We start from the raw sequence: 15,260 nt of genomic DNA on the forward strand, positions 1-15,260 counted from the left end.
AGCGCCGCTCAGAGCTTGTCGAGGACCAGCGCGGCGATGAGGGTGCCTGTCGCGATGAAGGCGACCACGACGGCCCCCACCACGAGGCCCAGCGTGCGGTTGGCTGCCGCGGAGCCTGCCGGTGCGAGCGCCGTGTTGTCGGGCTCGAGGGCGGCGAGCCCGCCCAGCTCGGGTCCGTGCGGCGCGGCGGGCGTGCTGGGGGCAGGCGAGGGGGGCAGGCTCGGGATCAGCGGCGCCGCGGTCGAGTTGTGCGCGGGGATCGCGCCCAGGGCCTCCGAGATGCTCGCGGCTATCTGCGAGGGCGCGGGGATGCTCGAGTAGGTCGGGGGCAGGCGGATCGTGCCGCCGAGGCCGCTCGAGCGCGCCGCGGCGGTCGCGCCGAGGCCTGCGTCGAACGCGAGCATCTGGGTCCGCTCGTCCAGGTCCTCCGGCGGAACGGTGTCGCGGTAGGCCGCCGCGACGACGTCCGGGCTCACGCCGTCGAGCGCGGCCATGGCGGCGACCGCGCTCGCGAATCGCGACCCCAGGCGCTCGGCGATGAAGGGGGCGATGAACGCCGCGACGTCGCGCGCGGAGGCCGACAGGCCCGAGAGCCCCATCGCCTGCTCCAGCGCGCGCGCGAGGGCGGCGGTCGTCGAAAAACGTCGGTCGCGGTCGTGGCTGAGGGCTTGCCCGACCACCGCGCGGACCGGCTCCGGCACGTGCGCCGGGAGCTCGGCCGGGCGCTCCCCGCGAACGAGGCGCTGGAGGGCTGCCACGTCGCTGCCTCCGTCGAAAGGCCCGCGTCCGGCGAAGAGCTCGTAGAGGACGGCGCCGAGCGCCCAGACGTCGACGCGCCGATCGACGGGGCGGCCGAGGGCCTGTTCCGGGGCCATGTAGCGGACCTTGCCCTTCAGGTCTCCGGCGCGGGTCTCTTCGGCGAGGCGATCGCGGGCCTTCGCGATCCCGAAGTCGATGACCGCGGCGGACCCATTGCTGCGGATGAGGATGTTCTGCGGAGAGACGTCACGGTGCACGACGTGGAGCGGCTCGCCCCCGCTCGCGAGCTCGTGCGCCGCGTGGAGCCCGGACGCCGCGTCCGCCACGAGTCGCAGGGCGACGCTGATCGGGATCGCCAGGTTCGCCTTGCGGGTGACGTCGGAGAGCCGCGCGAGCGACTCGCCGTCGATGTACTCCATGACGATGTACGGGTCTTCGGTGGACGTCCCGGTCTCGAGGATGCTCGCGACGTTGGCGTGCTGGATCCCCAGGGCGATGCGCGCCTCGTCGACGAACATCTCCTGAAACTCGGTGTCGAGCGCGTACTGCGGGAGCAACAGCTTCACCACGACGAGCGGTTCGGCGTGCGACCCCGCCCTACGCGCGAGCCACACGATCGCCATGCCGCCCTGCGCGAGCGGGCATAAAAGCTCGTAGTTGCCGAGCCGTAGGCCTGGCTTGACGACGCGCGGGGAGGGACGCACCAGGATGGGCGATTATTGCGCAACTGCGCCCGGCCGCGGGCGAAATACGCCTCGACGCCCCATCGGGCCAACGGACGACGCCCCGCTCGAGGCGCGGATCGGGCTTCTCACGGGCACGACATCGTCTACTCTCGACGAGTGGAAGCGTCTCACCGCTCGCTCTTCGCGGTCCGCGTCGTACGCCCGTACCAGACGGAGGACGAGTTCCTTCGTGAGGAGGCCTTCGCCCTCACCGCGGCGTCCATCGTGCTCGTTGGCGCGGGACCCCGCACCGACGGCGTGATCCTTCGGTTCGAAGTCGTGCTCGAGTCCGGGGCGATCATGCTCCGGGGCGAGGGGCGGGTCGCCGGGTACGTCCCCACACCGCTCGGGGAAGGGCTACTGCTCCGCTTCACGCGCCTCGATCCTCGCTCCAAAGCGCTCGTCGACCGCGCTGCGCCGCGGTCCGCGAACGACCAGGCCGTGATCATCAGCCCCCTGTCGATCCCGCCGCCACCTGCGGCGCCCTCTTCACGGCCTGCCAGCGTGCCTCCGTTTCCGACGCGCGACCCGGCCGAGGCGCCCGCTTCGGTGGCGCCGACCGCCGAGGTCCGGCCTTTGGAGAGCACGCCGGCCGAGTCGGACCCTCGGGAGAGCGTGCTCCCGTCCGACCGTCCGACCACCGAACCCTCGTTTGCGGAGGGCGCGCCTGGGTCCGACCGTCTGACCATCGAGTCCTCCCCACGGGAGTGTGTGCCTCCGTCCGACCGTCCGACCAGCGAGCTCTTGGAGAGGGCGCCGCCGCCCCGGAGCGTGGCCCCGCCGAGCGTGTCGCCGTCCCGGAGCATGGCGGCGACCGCGGAGAGCGTCGCGCCGCCCCCCGAGAGCGCGCCTTCGCGGAGCGCGGCGCCGCCCGCGCCCGCCGTGTTTCCGGGCGACGAGCCCTCGCGCGTCGAGGCGCAGCCCTCGCCCGCCGACGCCTCGCCCGTGGAGGCCGCGTCGGACGCGCCCGCGGTGTCGCCCTTGGAGCCGCCCCCCGAGGCCGCCTCACGCGCCGCGGACACCTCGCCCCCGCGCGCGCCTGGCGTCCGCTCGACCCGGCCCGCGGACGAGCGCACGGCCGCCCTCGACAGGCTCCGCGCGCGGCTGCGCGGGGCAGGCGCTGCCGAGCGCCTCGCGCAGCTCGGCATCCAGGTCCCCGCCACGAAGCGCTGAGCCTGCGGTGGCTCGGCCGAGAGTTGGGCACCCTAGGCGTCCCAGACGTGCCCGGAGACATGCGCGCGCGGGACCGGCTCGTGCTCGCGCGAGCCCGGCGGACCGCCGCGGGCGCGTGGTAGTGTCACCCCATGGCCGAGATCGCCCCGCTCACACCCCTCTGCTACGACCGCCGCGCGCCGCTCGAGCGCCTGGTCGCGCCGCCCTACGACGTCATCTCTCCGGAGGGGCGTGAGGCGCTCGCCGCGCAGGATCCGAACAACGTCGTGCACCTGATCCTGCCGGAGGGCGAGGGGGACACTCGCTACGGCCACGCCGCCACGCACCTCGCGGAAATGCGCGCGACCGGCGCGCTGGTGCGGGACGAGGAGCCTGGGTACTTCCGCTATGATCAGACCTTTCGTCCCCCGGGGGCGCCGGCGGGCGCGCCGACGCTGACGCGCACCGGCTTCCTCGCCGCGGTGCGGCTCTCGCCGTTCTCCGACCGCGTCGTGCTGCCCCACGAGCGCACACTGTCCGGGCCGAAGGTCGATCGGCTCAAGCTCTTCCGCGCCACGCGCACGAACCTGAGCCCCGGGTTCATGCTCTACCGCGATCCCGAGCGCGCGCTCGACGAGCACCTCGCCCAGGCCCGCCCGCTCGCGGAGCTCACCACCGATGATGGCGTGGTGCACCGGCTCTCCAAGATCACAGGCCCGTCGGCGCTCCGCGCGATCACGAGGCAGGTCGCGCAGAGCTCGCTCCTCATCGCAGACGGCCACCATCGCTACGAGACGGCCGTCGCCTACGCGGCCGAGATCGCGAGCCAGAACCCAGGTGCGCCGGACCGCGCCGAGTTCCGCTACTTCATGGCCTTCCTCGCGAACGGCGACGACCCGAACCTCGTCGTATTCCCCACGCACCGCCACGCGCACGATCTGTCGGGCTTCTCCTTCGACGCGCTGCTCGCGGGGGCCGGGACGCGCGGGCTGTTCGACGTGACCGTGTTGGGGGTCGGGGCTACCGCCGACTCGCTGCTCGCGCGCCTGACGCACGCCGGCGAGCGCGCGCCGAGCTTCGTGGCGTGCGCGCCCGACGGCCGCGCCGCGCTGCTCTCCCTCCGACCCACCGCAGACCTCGCCGACCACCCGACCCTCGGCGCGCAGGTCGAGCCCTTGCGCCGCTCGGATGTGGCGCTCCTCCACGGCGCGATCCTGGAGGACCTGTGCGGGATCACGAAGGAGGCGCAGGCGGCGAAGACCAACCTCTACTACGTGCAAGACGCCGGGCAGGCCCTCGCCGAGGTGCGCGGCGGCCGCGGCGACGTCCTCTTCCTCATGAACGCGACGCCCACCCGGGTCGTGCGCGAGATCGCCGAGGCCGGGGAGGTCATGCCGCAGAAGAGCACCTTCTTCTACCCGAAGGTCCTCACCGGCCTCACGATCCACACCCTCGAGCCCGGGCGCACGGTCGCGGCCATGCCCTGAGGCTGAGCCTTCGGAGCGCGGCGAGCGCGTCACCGCGACTCCCGCCACACCCGGTCTTCGGCGATCGGCGCGAGCATTTTTCGAGCGGGTCCTTACGTTCCTCGGGTCCGCGCCGAGCGCTCAGGCAACCCTTGGATTCCCTTGATCTCCCGTTGGGATCAAGGGAACATCGAGCCCGCTTTTTTATTCATCACGGCGGCCGGTGCTGCCCGGAAGGTCACCCACATCATGTCGGAAAAGAAGGCTCCCACGGCCCCCCGCGAAAAGGACGACGAGCCCATCACCTTCGGCGATGAGCTCCCCGTCCTCCCCATCCGCAACGCGGTCCTCTTCCCTGGCGCGGTGGCGCCGTTCGACGTGGGTCGCGAGAAGTCAGTCGCCCTCGTGGAGGACGTCGACAACTTCGCGTCTCCCGTCATCGCGATCTTCGCGCAAAAAGACCCGTCCACCGACGACCCCGGGGCCGACGACCTCCACACGGTGGGCTGCGCTGCCCGCGTGTTGAAGGCGCTCAAGCACAGCTCCGGCAACTACTCGCTCATCCTCCAGGGGCTCGTCCGCATTCGGCTCGAAGAGGTCACCCAGGCCGGCCCGTACCTGAAGGCCAAGGTCGTGCGGCTCGACGACGAGGCCGTCTCCGACGACGAGGCCGAGGCGCTCAGCATGAGCCTGCGCGACATCGCGAAGCAGGTGATCCAGCTCATGCCCGAGCTCCCGCGGGAGGCCGGATCGCTCATCGACTCGATCCAGGCGCCGGGCGCGCTCGCGGACCTCGTCGCCGCGAACCTCGACGCCCCCGTCGAGGAGAAGGCGCAGCTCCTCGAGACCGTCGAGGCGAAGGAGCGCATCCGCAAGGTGCTGAAGCTCCTCACCCGCCAGCTCGAGATCCTGAAAATGCGCGAGCGCATCAACTCCCAAATCAAGGAGGAGATGGGCAAGAACCAGCGCGAGTACGTCCTCCGCCAGCAGCTCAAGGCCATCAAGGAGGAGCTCGGCGAGGACGACGGCGATCAGGGAGATCTCGACGGCCTCGAAGACCGGATCGCCAAGGCGAACCTGCCTGGCGAGGCCGAGCAGGTCGCGAAGAAGCAGATCAAGCGGCTGCGAAACATGCAGGTGGGCTCCGCGGAGTACACCGTCGTTCGCACGTACCTCGACTGGATCCTCGACATCCCCTGGCACGTCACCACGGCGGACAACCTCGACATCGCGGCCGTGCGGCGCGTGCTCGACGAGGATCACTACGGCCTCGAGAAGGTGAAGAAGCGCATCCTCGAGTACCTCGCCGTGCGCAAGCTGAAGAAGGACAAGAAGGGGCCGATCCTCTGCTTGCTCGGGCCGCCCGGCGTCGGCAAGACCTCGCTCGGGCGCAGCATCGCGCGCGCGCTGGGGCGCAAGTTCCACCGCATGTCGCTCGGCGGCGTGCACGACGAGGCCGCCATTCGCGGTCACCGCCGCACGTACGTCGGCGCGCTGCCCGGGCAGATCATCCAGGGCATGAAGAAGGTGGGCACGATCAACCCCGTCATCATGATGGATGAGGTCGACAAGCTCGGGCACGACTTCCGCGGCGATCCCGCGTCCGCGCTGCTCGAGGTGCTCGACCCCGAGCAGAACAACACGTTCGCCGACCACTACCTCGAGATCCCCTACGATCTCTCCAACGTGATGTTCATCGCCACGGCGAACATCGCCGATCCCATCCCGGCGCCGCTCCGCGACCGCATGGAAATCCTGGAGATCCCGGGGTACACCCGCCGCGAGAAGCTCGCCATCGCGCGCCAGCACCTCATCCCGAAGCAGATCGAAGAGCACGGAATCGCCAACCAGCCCGCTACCGACGGAACGGCGCTCCTCGAGATCCGCGATCCGGCCGTGGAGGTCGTCATCGACGGGTACACCCGCGAGGCCGGCGTGCGCACCCTCGAGCGTCAGATCGCCAGCGTCATCCGTGGCGTCGCGGTGAAGGTCGCGGAGGGCGACTTCGCGCCGCGACGCATCGAGACCGAGGACCACGTGCGTGAGTTCCTTGGGCCCACCCGCTACACCAGCGACGTCGCGGAGCGCACCTCCGAGACCGGCGTGTGCACGGGCCTCGCGTGGACCAGCGTGGGCGGCGAGATCCTCTTCATCGAGGCGACGCGCATGTACGGCTCCGGCAAGCTCCAGCTCACGGGCCAGCTCGGCGACGTCATGAAGGAGTCCGCGCACGCGGCGCTCTCGTACGTGCGCGCCAACAGCGACAAGTTCGGCATCGCCAAGGACTTCCTCGAGAAGAGCGACATCCACATCCACATCCCGGCGGGCGCCATGCCGAAGGACGGCCCGAGCGCCGGCGTGACGATGTTCACGGCGCTCGTGTCGCTGCTCACCGGCATCCGGGTCCGCCACGATGTCGCCATGACCGGCGAGATTTCCCTCCGCGGCCGCGTGCTCCCCATCGGCGGCCTGAAGGAGAAGGTGCTCGCGGCCCACCGCGCGGGGATCAAGCGCATCGTGCTGCCGGAGCGCAACGTGGCCGATCTCGAGGACGTGCCCGCCGAGGTGAAGGGCGACCTCGAGTTCATCCCCGCGTCGAAAATGGAGCAGGTGCTCGACGCGGCGCTCGAGGAGAAGCCCACGCCGCGCGTCGAGCCGGCGGCTGCCGCGCCCTCCACGAACTGACCGCCGCCCTTCCCACGCCCCCGGCGCTCCTCGTTCACGCGGGGGGCGCCGGCGCGCGTTTGTCGACGTGACGCTCGAGTAATATGTGTAAAGTACACGTGGGGCGGAGATCCGCCAGTGGGCGCGCCCGCGTCTGGTAGCGTACGGTCTCATGACGACAGGCGTGGGCATGCTCGGGTGCGGGACGGTGGGCGGTGGTGTGGCGCGCTTGCTCGAGGAGCGCGCGACGGAGCTCGCGGCGCGGGCAGGCGGGCCGCTGCGGCTCGCCGCGGTGGCGGTGCGCGATCTAACCAAGGCGCGGGGGCCCGGGCTCGCCGGCGCGCGCCTCACGGCCTCGCCGGCAGAGGTCGTCCGGGATCCGGAGGTCCAGATCGTGGTCGAGCTCATGGGCGGCGCCGAGCCCGCGCGCGCGCTCGTGCTCGAGGCTCTCGCCGCGGGCAAGGCCGTCATCACCGCGAACAAGCTGCTCCTCGCGCACCACGGCCCGGAGCTCTTCGCGCGCGCGCGCGAGGTCGGCGTGGACCTCGCGTTCGAGGGCGCGGTGGGGGGCGGCATCCCGGTCGTCCGCACGCTCCGCGACGCCCTCGCGTCTGACCGCGTGCGGCGGCTCTCGGGCATCCTGAACGGCACCTCGAACTACGTGCTCACCCGCATGCAACGCGAGGGGCTCTCGTTCGACGAGGTGCTGGGCGCCGCGCAGCGCCTCGGGTATGCCGAGGCCGAGCCCTCGCTCGACGTCGACGGGCACGACGCCGCGCACAAGCTCGTGGTCCTCGCGGCGCTCGCCTTCGGCGCGGACCTGCCGCCGGGTGATGTGCCTACCTCGGGCCTGCGTGCGCTCGGGCCCATCGATCACGCCGCGGCGGAGCGCTTCGGCTACGTCATCAAGCCCCTCGCGGTCGCGGAGGCCTGCGACGACGCGGCGATCGCCATGCGCGTGGGCCCCACGCTCGTCCCGCGCGAGGGCCTCCTCGCGGGAGTGGGCGGCGTGCTCAACGCGGTGCTGGTGGAGGGCGAGGCCCTCGGGCCTTGCCTGCTGTCGGGCCCGGGCGCAGGTGCCGGGCCGACCGCCGTGAGCGTCGTGGCGGATCTGCTCGACGTGGCCGCAGCGCGCAAGATCGGCGCGGCCGGGCGCCTCACCGCGGCGGTTCGCACCGCGCCCGCTCGGGTGCGCGATCCGGGGCTCGCGCACGCCCCGTTCTACCTCCGCTTCGTCGTGCGCGACGAGCCCGGCGTCCTCGGCTGCATCACGACGTCGCTCGGGCGCGCGGGAGTCTCCATTCGTGAGCTGTTCCAGCAGGCGCAGCGCCCCGTCGACGGGGCCGAGCCCCCGGTCGACGTCGTGATGCTCACGCACCCAGCAACGCATGCGCGCCTCGCCTCCGCCGTGCGAGAGCTCGACGGCGAGGGCTTCGCGGTCGAGCCGGCGCGCGTGCTCCCGGTCGCGCCGTAGCGCGTCGACGACACCGCGCAGGCTCAGGAAGGAGCGAGCCGCCCGGCGCCCGTGATCACCCGCTCGCGGGCCCGGCGACACGAGGCGACGAGGGCCTTCGTCGCCTCGCTCTGCGCGAGGGAAGCCCCCTCGATGTCGCGCGCGAGGGTGAGCTCCGCGGGGCCGAGCGCGGCCCCGGCGACGTAACCGTCGGGGAGCGGCTCGCCCTCCTGCACGATGAGCCCCACCGGTCCCTCGCCCCGAACGCGCCGCGCGACGAGCGGTCGTCCCGGCACGCTCTCTTTCCCGGCGCCCGCCTCGTCGCCGAACTTCATGTTCGGGGTCGGGCCCGATTGCGAGAGCTTGTAGACTGCAGCGACCCGATCCCGGGTGAGCGCGCGGTTCGTGGTCTGCGCGACGAGGAAGCCGCCGTAGCCGTAGAACTGCGTGTCCGCCGGGACGCCGAGCTCGCGCCGCAGGTCCTCGAAGCGCTGCGTGAGCGGGAGATCGAAGCTGTCCTCGAGGATGTGCACAGGCCGCAGCCCGAGCTCGCGCCCGAGGCGGACGACCTCGCGGTACTGGGCCTCCTTGTCGCCCGAGTCGTAGCGCACGCTGTCGCCGGCGTCGGGCGCCTCGGCCATGACGCGCAGCGCGGCGGGCAGCCCCGACCGGAGCGTGTCGAACGTGTCGAGCAGGAAGCTCGAGCGGCCCGGCCGTCGATCGCGCATGGCGCGGAAGGCGTCCTCGTCGGTGCCGAAGCGCTGCACGTGCTCGTGGCCCATGGTGCCCACCGGCTCGAGCCCGAGCTCTCGCGCGAGCAGGGCGTGGCTCGTGCGTCGGAGCCCTGCCTCCTTGGCGGCCCGGAGGGCGACGCGGTGCTGCGCCACGCAGGTCGCCGCCCGCAGCCCTACCTCGAAGAAGCGACCGTCCGTGATGCGCACGAGGTCGCGGACCCGGCCCGCCACGCGCTCGGCGTAGGCCGCCTCGTCGACGGCGAGCTTCGGCGCGGCCACGCCGACGGCGTCGAGCGTCTCGCCCACCAGGTCGCGCTCCGCCTCGCAGGTGAGCACGCCGAGCTCGCGTGCCAGCGCGTCGGGCGAGGCGAGCGAGGCGAGCGAGGTAAGCGCGAGGGTCGCGACTTGCACTCGGAAGCTCGCCTGCAAGAGCAGCGGCTCGAGCCAGGACACGAGCGCCGACGGCCCCGTGATGGTGAGCCAGGGCTCGCGTGGGAGAAACCACGCGCCCTGCGGCAGCGCGCGCACGGTGAGCGCCTCGCGCGCGACGATGGCCGCCTTGAAGCCCGCGCCCATGTCGTAGCCGTGCTCTGCGAGGTAAGCGTAGTCGCCCTGCTCCACCGAGGGGAGGAGGCGCGCGACGAGGGCGTGGGCGTCGAACGGCACGACCTGCGGTCCGCCGCGGCGGTGAGACAGGTAGAAGGTCTCGGTGCGGAGCGGATACCCCGCCTCGGCCATGCTGAACTTGTAGCCGTCGGAGGTGAGGATGGAGGGCCCAGCGGGGGTCGTCATGGGGAGAGAAGATAGGAACACCCAAAAGAGTGTCAAGTACTCTTTCTCTCGATTCGCTCGTACGACGCGCCGAGCCTGCTACAGGTCGATGGCCTCGACGTCGACCGCGGCCTCGCCCAGGAACCGCTCGGCCTGGGCGCCGAAGGAGCGCGGCAGGTCGGTGACGAGGAGCCGCACCGTGCCGAGGCGGTCCTCAGGCCGCGTCAAGCCGCGGGCCGAGAGGAACGCGGCGGTGTCCTCCGCGGTGGCCTCCGCGCTGTCGACGACGGCGACGTGGGGGCCGATCGCCTCGCGGGTGCCCTCCTCGATGACTCCCCGGAGGAGCGGGTAGTGCGTGCACCCGAGGACGACCACGTCGACGCCGGCGCGCGCGAGCGGCGCGAGGTACCGCTCCACGGCGAGGCGCGGGACCTCTCCCGTGGTCCAGCCCTCCTCGGCGAGGGGCACGAGCAGAGGCGCGGCCTGCGCCGTGGTCTCTGCGCGCGTGGAGAGCGCCGACACGGCCCGCGGGTAGGCCCCAGACGCGACCGTCCCGAGCGTCGCGAGCACTCCGATGCGGTGGCTCCGCGTAGCCCGCACCGCGGCGCGAGCGCCGGGCTCGATCACCCCGAGCACCGGCAGATCGAGCTCGATACGGAGCCGCTCGGGCGCGACCGCGCTCACCGTGTTGCAGGCGATGACGATGGCCTTCACGCCACGGCCCACGAGGTGGCGCGCGCACCCGAGCGCGTAACGCACCACGGTGTCGGGGCCCTTCGTGCCGTAAGGCACGCGCGCCGTGTCGCCGAGGTACACGATGTCCTCGTAGGGCAGGGCGGCCCGCAGCGCGCGGACGACCGTGAGCCCGCCGAGCCCCGAGTCGAACACGCCAAGCGGGGCGGCGCGGCGCTGATCGCGGTCGCTCACGCCGGCCGGCTCGCGCGCGCGGGACCGAGCGCGTGCGCTCGCTGAGCGGGTTGAGCTGCGGGCTGAGCTGCTGAGCGAGCTAGTTGAGCCACCGCTTGTCCTTCGGGGCCTTCTTGCCTTCGGGATCGTCCTCGAGCCCGCCATACACGACGCGCAGCGCCGGGGCTTTGCCACCCTTGCCCTTGCCCCCCTTTTCCACCGGCCGGGCGGTCGCGTCGTCGTCGAGCAGCGACTCGACCGTGAGCACCGGGCCCCTCTTCCGCATGACGCCGAGCCTGGCGCGAAGGAAGAGGCGCCGCACCGGCGACGGCGTGCCGCCGAGCAACATTCCCACGAGGGCGCCGCCGAACGGAGCCACGACGCCTTCGGGCTGGCTCTGCGTGTACACGAGGCCGAGCGCGCAGAATCCGAGGGTCACCCAGATGAGCCTCGTGCCCGTGACCGGCAGGAAGAAGAAGAGCCGGATCTGCGCCGTGGGGTTCTCGCGGCCCCACGCGACGGCGGTGGCCACCAGCGCGGCCTCGGGCCCGAAGAGCGCGTCGCCACGCAGGACGGCGCTCGACGGGAAGACCTGCGCGAGCCCCCACGCGAGCAGGTTGCCGGTCACCACCGCGATGAGGAGCAGTCGGAGGAGGCGCGCGCCGCCCCAGCGACGCTCGAGGTCGGCGCCAAGGAAGTAGAGCCCGAGCAGCGTGAAGAGGGTGTGGCTGATGCCGATGGGGCTCGTCAGCAGGCCGCTCGTGACGATGCGCCACGGCTCCATGTAGAATGCACGTTGTCCGGCGTCGAAGGTGAGCAGACCGAAGAGCTCGACCCCGCGCGGCGGACCGGGGATCCAGTGAACGACGAGCGCGGAGACGACCGACATCGCCGCGAGCACGACCAACATGGCCCGCAGCGCCTTGCCGGGTCTGGGGAGCGCGATGCCGAGCTGGGAGGGTTCCGCTGCCATGCGTTCTCGGAGCGTAGCAAACGCGCGACGGCGCGACGAGCGGGGCGAGCGGGGGAACGTAGGGCCGCTCGCAGCGCTCGCCCGGGCGCGGACCCGCACGCGCCCACAGCGGAGTCAGCGGGCGAGGGGCTCGCAGCTGGCGATCGACTGGACCGTCAGGGTCTGCGTGACTGTGCAGCGCGTCTTCGCGAGCGTCATGAGCGCGCGGAACCCCGTGAGCGCGCCGGCGGGCGCGCCGCTGTCGTCGCGCGAGAGCGCGGTGCCCATGGCGCCGGCCTGGGCGTCGTGTTGGCCTCGGTCGAACGCGAACACGTGGATGTCGAAGCGGTACGAGCCGCCCTCGTCGGGGGGCAAGTTGACGAACGCGGCGTCCGCGAAGCAGTCGTAGAGGCCCGCGTCGACCACCCGGTCGGTACCGGCCCGCGTGGCGACCGCGGCGTACTTGTAGACCTGACCGGCCTTCGTGCCGCAGCCGGTGCCGCGCGTGAGGGGCTCGGCGCGCACGACCACGCCCGTAATCGACAGCTCGTCCGCGGTGGTGCCGGTCTCGCACGCCGCGCACGCGAACAGCGCGAGCGCCATGGCGCCGCGCGGGAGGTGGGGGCTGAGCGGTGAGCGCGATGAACCCAAGCGTCGGAACCAGTATGGGAAGTGCGGGGAGAGTTCAAGGGCCTCGCGCGCTGCGCCGTCGCGCGAGCTCGGCCGCGCGCGCGCGGTCCCTGCGCGATCAGTCCTGCGGAGTGGCCACGATCCGCTCCACCGTGCGGGTCGTCATGGTGCCGTCGAGCACCTCGGCGTCTCGGAGGAGGCGCTGGTGCAGCGGGATGTTCGTGCGGATGCCGCCTACGATGAACTCGTCGAGCGCACGCCGCATGCGGGTGACGGCCTCGCCGCGGGTGCTGGCGTGCACGATGACCTTCGCGATGAGCGAGTCGTAGTCGGAAGGGACCCGGAAGCCCCCGTAGACGCCCGAGTCGACCCGCACGCCGGTGCCGCCGGGCGGGAAATATTCGGAGATGAGGCCCGGCCAGGGCGCGAAGGTGACGGGGTCTTCGGCGTTGACGCGGCACTCGATCGCGTGGCCGCGGAAGCTCCACGGGCGGGTGTCGGGCAGGTCGATCCGCTCCCCCGCGGCGACGCGGATCTGGAGCTGCACGAGGTCGAGCCCGGTCACCATCTCGGTCACCGGATGCTCGACCTGTACGCGGGTGTTCATCTCCAGGAAATACAGCTTCCGGTCCGCGTCGGTGTCCATGATGAACTCCAGCGTGCCGAGCGAGGTGTAGTCGGTCGCGCGCACGGCGCGCCGGATGATCTCGCCGATCTCCTGGCGCAGCTCCGGCGTCATGGCGGGGCTCGGGGCCTCCTCGATGACCTTCTGGTGGCGCCGCTGGAGAGAGCACTCGCGCTCGCCCAGCGTCCACACGCCGCCGTGCTGATCGGCGATCACCTGGAACTCGATGTGCTTCGGGTTCTCGATGAACTTCTCCATGTAGACATCGGGGTTCTTGAAGCCGGCCTCGGCCTCTCGCACCGCCTGCGAGAACGCGTTCCCGATCTCGGCCTCGGCGCGCACGATGCGCATGCCGCGGCCGCCGCCGCCACCCGACGCCTTCAGGATGACCGGGAGGCCGATGCGCCGGGCCTCCTCGATCGCGTGCGCCTCGTCGCGGAGCACGGGGCTGCCTGGGAGCAGCGGGAGCCCGTGTTTCTGCGCGTTTGCGCGCGCCGTGACCTTGTCGCCCCACGCGCGCATCGCGTCGGGCGTGGGGCCGATGAACGCGACGCCGCACTTGCCGAGCAACCGCGCGAACTCTGCGTTCTCGGAGAGGAACCCGTAGCCGGGGTGCACGGCGTCGGCGCCGGTGACCTCCGCCGCGCTGACGATCGACGGAATGTGGAGATAGCTGCGTGCCGCCGCCGCCGGCCCGATGCACACGGCCTCGTCGGCGAAGCGCACGTGAAGGGCACGGGCGTCGGCCTCGGAATGCACCGCCACCGTGCGGACGCCGAGCTCCTTGCAGGCGCGGAGCACACGCAGGGCGATCTCCCCGCGGTTCGCGATCAAGATCTTCTTGAACATCAGGCCTTCTTCATGCGGAAGAGCTTCTGGCCGAACTCCACCGGCTTCCCGTTCTGCGCGTAGACCTCGACGATGGTGCCCGCGAGCTCCGCCTCGATCTCGTTCATGAGCTTCATCGCTTCTACGATGCAGAGCGCTTGTCCAGGTCGCACGACCGAGCCCACCTCGACGAACGCCGGCGCCTCGGGGCTCGCCGCGCGGTAGAACGTGCCGACGAACGGGCTCGTGACGTCGACCGAGTTCTCGTCGACAGGCGCCGGCCCAGACGGCGCCGGGGCCGCGCCCTGGGCGGGCTTCGGCGCGGGCAGCGGCGCGTGCGCGACGACGACTGCGCCCCGCTTGACGAGGATGCGGACGCCGCCGGCCTCGTGCTCGAACTCGGCCACGTCCTCTTCTGCGAGGACCTTCAACAGTGCGCGTAGCTCTTCGATGTCGACCGACATGTTCCTCCGCCGCCTCGTGCTCGCATGCTTGCGCCATCGCGCCTCGCTGCTTGCGCCATCTGTGCTCCGCGGCGAAGCGGACACTATGTCGACGCCCGCCGTTCGGCAACGATCGCGTCGCGCGTATTTGTCGCGCGCGAAGCGAGATTCGCGGTGCGAAGTCGAGGCGACGGCGTGGCCGCTACGGGCGTGGGGCGGGCGCGCTGGCGCGGAGCACGCGGACCAGGCCGTCGAGGGCGAGCAGGTAGCTGTCGCCCCCGAAGCCGCATACTTTCCCGATGCACGCCGCCGCGACGCGGGACACGCGCCGGAAGGGCTCGCGCGCCTCGGGGTTCGACAGGTGCACCTCCACACACACGACCCCTGTGCCCCGGAGCGCGTCGAGCAGCGCGATAGACGTGTGGGTGTAGGCGCCAGCGTTCAGGAGCAGGCCGTCGGCCGTGCCCGGCAGCTCGGCGATCCAGTCGCACAGCGTGCCCTCGTGGTTGGTCTGGCGTGCGTCGAGGTCTATGTCGAGACACGCGGCGGTCGCGTGGAGGCGCGCGTGGATGGCCGCCAGGGTCTCGGTCCCGTACACGTCGGGCTCGCGCTGGCCGAGGAGCTGCAGGTTCGGGCCCGAGAAGCACGCGATGCGGAGGCGCCGGCTGGCCTCGTTGGACTCGCGCGCCGGGCCGGCGGCGCCCACGGGGACCCTACGCCAGCTCGGCGAGGATCTTGGGCGCGGCGATCCGCAGGTTGTACCGGCCGCGCCCCATGTTCCCCTCGGGCAGCATCGCGAGCGCGAGGAAGTACTGGTCGCCCAGCGTTCGGATGACGGTGACGAGCTTCTCGCTCCCCACCGCGATCTCTTCGGCGACGCCGGCCTCGAGCATCTCGGTCGCGCGACGGATGCCGCCGACGACGACGCTGAACTCGATGCCGATCGTGTTGATGTCGAACGCGGCGCCGTCCTTCGCGTAGCTGTCGAGCGCGATGCCGCTCGAGTCCATCACGAGCCCCGCGATGCCGCCGTCCGTTTTGTCGACGAGCTCCTTCAGCGCCTCTTGGAACATGGTCCTCACGGTACGAGGGCCCCCGGCCCGGCGTCAACTAACGCGGTAGGAGTGCGAGATCTTGCGGTCTCGGCGCCTC

13 protein-coding genes are annotated in these 15,260 nt (G+C 71.9%); 4 read left to right on the forward strand and 9 right to left on the reverse strand.

The annotated features are described in order from the left end of the window. Nucleotides 1–8: 8 nt before the first annotated feature. Nucleotides 9–1,463, reverse strand: coding sequence for a serine/threonine protein kinase (locus IPQ09_21290; protein ID MBL0196708.1), 1,455 nt, complete (start codon nucleotides 1,461–1,463; stop codon nucleotides 9–11). 138 nt (nucleotides 1,464–1,601) lie between these two features. Here IPQ09_21290 and IPQ09_21295 point away from each other — a divergent pair, with 138 nt between their 5' ends. From IPQ09_21295 to IPQ09_21310, 4 genes are all read left to right on the forward strand, one after another. Continuing rightward, nucleotides 1,602–2,657 (forward strand): hypothetical protein, encoded by a 1,056-nt coding sequence (locus IPQ09_21295; protein ID MBL0196709.1) that lies wholly within the window; start codon nucleotides 1,602–1,604, stop codon nucleotides 2,655–2,657. Nucleotides 2,658–2,788: 131 nt separating this feature from the next. Then, complete coding sequence (locus tag IPQ09_21300; protein ID MBL0196710.1) at nucleotides 2,789–4,123, forward strand: DUF1015 domain-containing protein; 1,335 nt, start codon at nucleotides 2,789–2,791, stop codon at nucleotides 4,121–4,123. A gap of 228 nt (nucleotides 4,124–4,351) precedes the next feature. Continuing rightward, the gene (gene lon / locus IPQ09_21305) at nucleotides 4,352–6,787 is read left to right on the forward strand and encodes an endopeptidase La (GenBank protein ID MBL0196711.1); all 2,436 of its coding nucleotides are present in this window, start codon (nucleotides 4,352–4,354) and stop codon (nucleotides 6,785–6,787) included. A 151-nt stretch (nucleotides 6,788–6,938) separates the two neighbouring features. Further along, nucleotides 6,939–8,240 (forward strand): homoserine dehydrogenase, encoded by a 1,302-nt coding sequence (locus IPQ09_21310; protein MBL0196712.1) that lies wholly within the window; start codon nucleotides 6,939–6,941, stop codon nucleotides 8,238–8,240. Between the two features lie 23 nt (nucleotides 8,241–8,263). On the opposite strand, the gene IPQ09_21315 is transcribed toward IPQ09_21310, so the two are convergent. From IPQ09_21315 to IPQ09_21350, 8 genes are all read right to left on the reverse strand, one after another. Continuing rightward, complete coding sequence (locus tag IPQ09_21315) at nucleotides 8,264–9,745, reverse strand: nicotinate phosphoribosyltransferase (protein ID MBL0196713.1); 1,482 nt, start codon at nucleotides 9,743–9,745, stop codon at nucleotides 8,264–8,266. Between the two features lie 78 nt (nucleotides 9,746–9,823). Continuing rightward, nucleotides 9,824–10,795, reverse strand: a complete 972-nt coding sequence (locus IPQ09_21320) for a glutamate racemase (protein MBL0196714.1) — start codon at nucleotides 10,793–10,795, stop codon at nucleotides 9,824–9,826. Beyond that, the gene (locus IPQ09_21325) at nucleotides 10,731–11,603 is read right to left on the reverse strand and encodes a rhomboid family intramembrane serine protease (GenBank protein MBL0196715.1); all 873 of its coding nucleotides are present in this window, start codon (nucleotides 11,601–11,603) and stop codon (nucleotides 10,731–10,733) included. Before IPQ09_21325 ends, IPQ09_21320 begins: the two co-directional genes overlap by 65 nt. A gap of 114 nt (nucleotides 11,604–11,717) precedes the next feature. Then, a complete protein-coding gene (locus IPQ09_21330) occupies nucleotides 11,718–12,185 on the reverse strand; it encodes a hypothetical protein (protein MBL0196716.1) in 468 nt (155 codons plus the stop codon). A gap of 145 nt (nucleotides 12,186–12,330) precedes the next feature. Further along, nucleotides 12,331–13,686, reverse strand: a complete 1,356-nt coding sequence (gene accC / locus IPQ09_21335; GenBank protein ID MBL0196717.1) for an acetyl-CoA carboxylase biotin carboxylase subunit — start codon at nucleotides 13,684–13,686, stop codon at nucleotides 12,331–12,333. Continuing rightward, on the reverse strand, nucleotides 13,686–14,129 hold the full coding sequence (accB, locus tag IPQ09_21340) for an acetyl-CoA carboxylase biotin carboxyl carrier protein (GenBank protein ID MBL0196718.1): 444 nt from the start codon (nucleotides 14,127–14,129) through the stop codon (nucleotides 13,686–13,688). Before accB ends, accC begins: the two co-directional genes overlap by 1 nt. A gap of 181 nt (nucleotides 14,130–14,310) precedes the next feature. Further along, complete coding sequence (locus IPQ09_21345) at nucleotides 14,311–14,814, reverse strand: 3-dehydroquinate dehydratase (protein MBL0196719.1); 504 nt, start codon at nucleotides 14,812–14,814, stop codon at nucleotides 14,311–14,313. Nucleotides 14,815–14,821: 7 nt separating this feature from the next. Continuing rightward, a complete protein-coding gene (locus IPQ09_21350) occupies nucleotides 14,822–15,181 on the reverse strand; it encodes a hypothetical protein (protein MBL0196720.1) in 360 nt (119 codons plus the stop codon). Between the last annotated feature and the right edge of the window lie 79 nt (nucleotides 15,182–15,260).

The organism is Myxococcales bacterium (genome assembly GCA_016720545.1).
Classification (GTDB): domain Bacteria; phylum Myxococcota_A; class Polyangia; order Polyangiales; family Polyangiaceae; genus JAAFHV01.